The sequence below is a fragment of the Deltaproteobacteria bacterium genome, assembly GCA_019308925.1.
GTDB lineage: Bacteria > Desulfobacterota > B13-G15 > B13-G15 > RBG-16-54-18 > JAFDHG01.
In genome coordinates this window covers 1-6,177 of sequence record JAFDHG010000106.1, presented here as the reverse complement: position 1 = coordinate 6,177, position 6,177 = coordinate 1, and the positions used below count along the sequence as shown (strand labels likewise).

The window sequence follows — 6,177 nt, the reverse complement described above, 5'->3', positions numbered from 1 at the left end:
TTCCCCTTTCTTTTTCTTACTCTATTGTAAGAAAAATAATAACGCTTGTCAAGCCCCTCTTCGTTCTAAAAGTTGCTACCCTCTTGCCCCTGTCAGAGACTTGCTCAGCACCTTCTCATACAACCTCTGGGTCTTTGCGAGCATGCGGTCGAGGGTGAACTCCCGCAGGGCCTTTTGGATGAGCATAGGCCCTTTACCACCTATTTTTCACCCTCCGTTTCAACCTCCATCCCCTCTCGCCTCCTGCCCCGCTGGATAAACTCCAGTGCCCCACCTAGCACCTTCACCGTAATCCCCTTAACTAGTCCCATAGATGAGACATGAGCAAGGGCAGACCTCTTTTGGGCCCTAGATCTTTTTTCACCTTGAAGAGGCTAACCGTTTCACAAACTCCGCCGGGGTAACAATATTTAAGCCAGACTTCTCGCTGATGTCAGGATTGTCAAAAAAGTGTTTATCTCCAGTGATCAAATAGTTGGGTTGTGATGCTACTGCTGCAGCGAGGATCGCAGCATCCTCCGCATCTATTACCTTGGCCCAGAGTGTTACCTCTTCAAGTGGCGGATCTTTTGTGACCTCGGGAGGAGTACTTATCAGTAGCTTCCTTAGTGCCGGAAGTGCCCCAGGAAGTTTCTCCTTGATAGTGCGCACTACTTCATCCAGCACTTGTTTAGATATAACCATCATCAACCTGCCTTCCATAAACCATTCTAGGATCTTACCAGGTGCCCCCGCTGAGGAATAAAGTCCTGAGAAGATGACATTGCTATCCAGAAAGACACGCAACCTATATTTTGGTTGCATAGCGCTCCTTGAAGACCTTTTCCCTCACCTGTCGACCCGCCTCTTGGAGTTCCTCCTCAGTAATCCCAGAACGTTCAAAAGCCTCACGGATCTCTTTTAGCGCCTCCAGCGCAACCACCTTTTTAGGTCTGGCCATAAGAACATCGCCCTCCAAGATCAGTTCCAGCTTATCGCCAGGCGCAATCCTGAGCTGCTCACAGACTTCCCTTGGGAGAGTGATCTGCCTTTTCAGACGCAAAGCCACCTCTATCGCCTTTTTCTCTGCCATATCCCCTCTCCGTTATCGGAAGTAGGATGTCTTACATCCTATGTTAATTATGTCAGAAATAGCTGCACCGTGTCAACGTTTATCTTTTTCCCAAAAATAGACATTGGTCTTCCCCGGGCTTCTGTTTTGCCCCTTGGAGGGTTTTTAGAGAGGAGCTCAAGGTTTTCTACCTATGTATCACTCACATCTCCATACCTCACAGGTCTCAATAAACACCACAGACGGCCCAAAGACAATGACCTAGACGCACGTCTCCACCCATCTTCTCTATCGTTCCCTCTTCCCCTTGTAGAGCGATCGCCCTCATTCCAGCATTAACTCATATGTCCGCCTTCTTATCTCAAGATAGATCTTGTATTTATCAATGCCCGCAGCTATCTTTAAAACCATCCTCCTGCCATGTTCGATCAGCTTTCCCCCCACCTCCACCAATAACCACCTGATACTCTTGATGGTCTTGGTATGCCACCCCTCAGGCATGGCCAGCAGCTTCTGGGCAATAAAAAGGTTATAGGTCATGACCCCAATTGCAAAATGAACCGCATTGGCAGCAAACTCCCCACTGGGCATCCACTCCATCCCAAACCCAGCCTTGATCTCTTTGATGTGATTCTCTATCTGCGCCCTGCCGTTGTATCGCCATACCACTTCTTGAGCACTTTCTTCAACCATGTTGGTGGCAATACAATGGTAGTGATAGGTGTCATGGAAAAGATCCCCCTGCCGCTCCTTCCAGCGCACAACAACCAGACGAAACGCACCCCTGCCCCTGTTCGTGGTATGCACCGTCTCGGCCACCTCCCTGTCCGTTATGATCCCATCTGATGTCTCCAGAGGCCTCCACTGCCCTTCAACAATGGCCCTGATCGACTCCATCACCGAGGCATCCTTGTCCACACAAATCGCCCATCGAACCCCCTTGTCCTCCAAATACTCAATGACCTCGTTGCTGTAATATTCAGCGTCTAACAACACCTTTTCTATCTTTTTGCCCTGGGGCATCTTGCTGAAGGCCCTTTTCAATATCCGCAGCCTGCCCCCATTGTCATTGCCCTGTTTAAATTCATAGGCAATGACCACCCCGTTCTCCTTCAACGTGGCAATAACAGGTCGATACCCCTTGCATCCCAAATAAGTCATCTGCGCCTCTCGCTTTTGTGATTCGATAATGGTGGGATCAACGATCAACGTGTATCCCTTGCGATCCTCCTTGCGCAACACCTTCCTGGTGATTCCATCATTGACCCTCTCCATCCCTTCAATGCCACCCCGCTGCCCCATCCGCCTGAGCCAGTCCCCAATGGCAGATGAGGAGGGAATCCCCCTAAGCCCCATGAGCTCTCTGAGCGAATCCTCTCGTAGCCCTCTCACATCCTCAATACTCTCCCCACCCCCATATAACATCATCGAAAGAGGCTTGATATAGCTGATCGCCTTAAATCCCCTGCCTGAACCAGGCCGGGGCAGGTGCCGATCGATCAACGCCTCCACACCCATTGCTGTGAAAAATTCGGCATAAAGCGCAAGGCCACTCCTGGCAGTAATCCCTTCCTGTGTCCTTTTAAGCTTGAAAGGTAGCACCGTTTGCCGTATCATCTTACTACCCCCTTTGGTTTATTTGGTTTCACCCTTTGGGTGAGGATTATACCTCATCAAAACCATTATACCAAAAGGGGTTTTTCTGTCTTTCAAAAATCAATGTCTATTTGGGGGGTTTTTGTTTTTTACAAGTCTTTTTCGTAAAAGAAGGGAAACGCCAAATGGTGAACCTGACCCCATTACCACTTCTTCTAAAATTTAAAAATAGACATCCTGCACTTCTGTCACCTTTTTGTCCGGATGATAGTCTGGAACGATCTTTTGAAGCATCTGCAGGATAGCTCCTCGATCTCTATTGTTCACCTTGGTTAGAAAGTCCTCGATATCAGCCTTAAGCATATCCCATTTTATTGGGCTGCTGTTGACCTCAAATATCTTGGGGTGATGGGTCGTAGCAAGGCTCTCCTTCTCGGCTATCAATTTCTCATGGAGCTTTTCCCCTGGTCTCAGACCGATGAATTTGATATCGATGTCCTCGCCCAAGACCAGTCCTGAGAGGGAGATGAGGTCCTTCGCCAGGTCCAGGATCTTTATCGGCTCCCCCATATCTAGCAGATAGACCTCTCCCCCTTTGCCCATTGCCCCTGCCTGGAGGACGAGCTGGGCCGCCTCGGGGATGGTCATAAAATAGCGGGTCACCTCTGGATGGGTCACTGTCACTGGCCCGCCGCGGGCCCGCGGGCGATCTGACGGCGGAAATAGGGGATCACGCTGCCGTTGCTCTCCAACACATTACCGAAACGGACAGCCACAAATCGCGTTGTACCTTCTCCATTAAACCCCTGACATTCACTGGACATTTTGATTTTCTCCACCAAGTAACCGGTAAACATAAAAACGTGAAGACTCCTGTTGGTGGTCAGATGGATAGATGAAAAGAAGTTGAAGATCAGGTGACCCGGAATTCGCAAAAAAATCCCTGGAAAGATCACCAATTCTCCTCTTGTCGTTTATTCGTTTCCTATTCATGACAATTATGTCCACCTCGTTATTCTGGGCATACTCAATAAATTCTGTAAAAGTCTGGCTCTTCTCCCATTTAGTTGATATTATTTATGCCTAACTAATCGATATCATTATTTATTTCTGGCGAACTATTAAAACACAAATGAGATAAGGAGAGTGCATATCTAAAGATTGTATAACGCATTGATAAATATGGTAGATACAATCAGCAGTTAAACAAAATCGGTTATTTCTGCCGTGCTTTGATTTTATGACATTAAATACTTATATATATGACAATAAGTCTTTTTTTATCAACTAAATGGGAGAAGAACCAAAAGTCTTTACTTTTGGTATATTAACGATCTTCCCTTTCGCGTAAAATCCGATTCGACCATCACTTGCAAGTACTACAGGGTGTCTATGGAACAAGGCAGCGATTTTATGTCCTATCTCTTTTCGATCAAGTTTTTCCAATCGATGAGGCTGGAGTGTCTTGGGAAGTGTGAGTCCCGCTGTGAAACAAATGAGGAACATTGTAACAACGAGCACACGGTGCTGTTCCACTAATTTCGGAATATATCGTGCACAAAACCTGTGCGCCCAGGATACAGTCGTCAAAAAGCCCTGGCCTGCCCAAAAAAGAGCAAAAGGGACAATGGGAAGCAAGTACCGAACCTTCAGATACAGAAGACAGTGACCAAGGATGTACACCAGACAAATAATGGCAAGATAGAGTTCTCCTTTTAGATGCTGTTCTGTATGCCTCCTTGCCACCAGGCCGACCACAAGGAAGAAAAAGAAAGGATAGTAGATGGTTTCTGGAAGCAACGGGAGGAGCCTTCCCATGTTCCACCCCAGTTTTTTCAGCAATAACCAGGGATGACTCAGTAGGGCAATCACAGCCCCCCAAAGGCCATCATAGTCTGAGTAGCCAGTTCCCTTCATTATTGACCCGGCGCCGCCCTGTCTCACCGTCCACTCGCCAGTTAAGCCTTTAAGAAAGCAGATATAAGGAGCAATCACAATAAAGAACCCCAATGCTGCTAATAAAGAGAAAATCCATAAATTCCCTTTGTGGATCGGTTCCCTGTGTCGTAAGCAAGAAAAAACAATGGGTACAGTCACGAAAACGCCAACCCAGATAAGACCTTAAGCCCTTGTCAAGCAGCTGAGACCAAGGATGACTCCGGAAAAGAAACAATAGATATACCTCCTTTCATCCAGTCCCTTCCATAATAACCAAAGACCCGTAACGCTCAGGAAAATAAAGGTTGACTCACTGAGAACTTCTGCGGAATATCGGACCAAAAAGGGATGTATGGCAAACAGGAAAAAGGCCGATGAATACAACCCGTTGTTCAAAAATTCTTTTCCCGAGATAGTAAAGGGGGAAGAATGCGCACGTTCCCGCCAATAGGGATACCAGCTTGCCGGCGATCTCTGCATCTGTTATCACCAGTTTCATCCCAGCCAGGAGGAGTGGATAAAAGGGAGGCGTGATATAGCGTAAGGCCTCGACAAAGCTACCCTCAAGGAACGTATTGGCCATAGCAATATAGAGCACGCTATCTCGGGCAATTAAGAACGTATTAAAAAACAGGTAAACCCTTACGCCAACACACACCACGAAAAGGAGCCAGAATGCCTTTCTAGATCCCCACGGTTGAATCATTGTATGCCCCTCCATTGCTTTGATTCAAGTAAGACAAGGTGAAATCTATTGTGCCAAAATCTACCAAAAACCCCAGCAGAACACAAGGGGGAGGTAAACTTGAGAGCTATTTCTGTATTGGCTATGGTTTTGTGAAGAGTTTTTATAAATTTCATCACTTCTTTCGCGAATTTTAAAGTTCTCTCCTCTAAATCAAAACGTTTTGAATTTGAGGTATTAGTCATTGGAATTTATTTGAAATCTGGGATTTTGAATTTTCCTATTTTGCCTTATTTTAAAGACAATTTAATCCCTTTTACCCAACCATAAGATGGTGGTTTCCTTTAAAGCCCTTAATTCTGGGTCACCGCTGATCAACTTGCCATCCTTGGCAATGGCGGTAGCTACGGCAAAGGCATCAGCATAGGCAATCGTATGCTTGATCTTGAGCGAGGCAGCTTTAAGAACGAGATCATCAGTAGCTGGAACGATCTCAATGGGGCCTGTGCGAATCTCATCGATGGTCTCCTGAGCATATTGTTCTCCCTTTCTTCTTCCTATGAGGTAAAATACCTCACCGAGATTGATGATGTTGATGAGAAGCTTCGGCCGCCTCAGACCATCTATCAAGGATCTTTTTGCCCTGACCCCCGCATCTTCATCGCCCTCAGCCCACTCGAGGAGATCTCTGATCACCGCTCCTGATGGTTCACCTTGAAGCCATGCTAGCACCGCCCAGGAGTCAAGGATGATCTTCTCAGTCATCCTATGGTAGTTCTCCCCTGATTTCTCGCCGATGTTCTTCCTTTAGATCGGCTAGCAGATCAATGTCCTTATGCTTGCCGTATAGCCGGACAGCCAGTCTCTTTTTTACCGGTTTCAGGATGATCCTCTCCCCCTCCAGCGT

7 protein-coding genes and 1 pseudogene are annotated in these 6,177 nt (G+C 47.0%); all 8 read right to left on the bottom strand.

The features are described 5' to 3' along the window. Positions 1-360: 360 nt before the first annotated feature. Entirely contained in the window at positions 361-804 is a 444-nt protein-coding gene (locus tag JRI46_12330; protein ID MBW2040351.1) for a putative toxin-antitoxin system toxin component, PIN family, read from the bottom strand. Beyond that, the gene (locus JRI46_12325) at positions 788-1,072 is read right to left on the bottom strand and encodes an AbrB/MazE/SpoVT family DNA-binding domain-containing protein (protein MBW2040350.1); all 285 of its coding nucleotides are present in this window, start codon (positions 1,070-1,072) and stop codon (positions 788-790) included. Before JRI46_12325 ends, JRI46_12330 begins: the two co-directional genes overlap by 17 nt. Before the next feature lie 303 nt (positions 1,073-1,375). Further along, positions 1,376-2,668, bottom strand: a complete 1,293-nt coding sequence (locus tag JRI46_12320) for an IS1380 family transposase (protein MBW2040349.1) — start codon at positions 2,666-2,668, stop codon at positions 1,376-1,378. Between the two features lie 201 nt (positions 2,669-2,869). Next, a pseudogene (locus JRI46_12315) lies at positions 2,870-3,504 on the bottom strand (polysaccharide biosynthesis protein). Positions 3,505-3,934: 430 nt separating this feature from the next. Then, a complete protein-coding gene (locus JRI46_12310; protein MBW2040348.1) occupies positions 3,935-4,744 on the bottom strand; it encodes a hypothetical protein in 810 nt (269 codons plus the stop codon). Between the two features lie 151 nt (positions 4,745-4,895). After that, on the bottom strand, positions 4,896-5,291 hold the full coding sequence (locus JRI46_12305; protein ID MBW2040347.1) for a hypothetical protein: 396 nt from the start codon (positions 5,289-5,291) through the stop codon (positions 4,896-4,898). Positions 5,292-5,576: 285 nt separating this feature from the next. Then, positions 5,577-6,035 (bottom strand): type II toxin-antitoxin system VapC family toxin, encoded by a 459-nt coding sequence (locus tag JRI46_12300; GenBank protein MBW2040346.1) that lies wholly within the window; start codon positions 6,033-6,035, stop codon positions 5,577-5,579. 1 nt (position 6,036) lies between these two features. Beyond that, positions 6,037-6,177, bottom strand: a 141-nt coding sequence (locus JRI46_12295; protein MBW2040345.1) for a hypothetical protein, incomplete at its 5' end; no start/stop codon positions are given.

What these genes read in the sequence shown, in the direction of transcription:
- JRI46_12330 (MBW2040351.1), bottom strand. Translation starts at nt 804, where the DNA reads ATGCAACCAAAATATAGGTTGCGTGTCTTTCTGGATAGCAATGTCATC.
- JRI46_12325 (MBW2040350.1), bottom strand. Translation starts at nt 1,072, where the DNA reads ATGGCAGAGAAAAAGGCGATAGAGGTGGCTTTGCGTCTGAAAAGGCAG.
- JRI46_12320 (MBW2040349.1), bottom strand. Translation starts at nt 2,668, where the DNA reads ATGATACGGCAAACGGTGCTACCTTTCAAGCTTAAAAGGACACAGGAA.
- JRI46_12305 (MBW2040347.1), bottom strand. Translation starts at nt 5,291, where the DNA reads ATGATTCAACCGTGGGGATCTAGAAAGGCATTCTGGCTCCTTTTCGTG.
- JRI46_12300 (MBW2040346.1), bottom strand. Translation starts at nt 6,035, where the DNA reads ATGACTGAGAAGATCATCCTTGACTCCTGGGCGGTGCTAGCATGGCTT.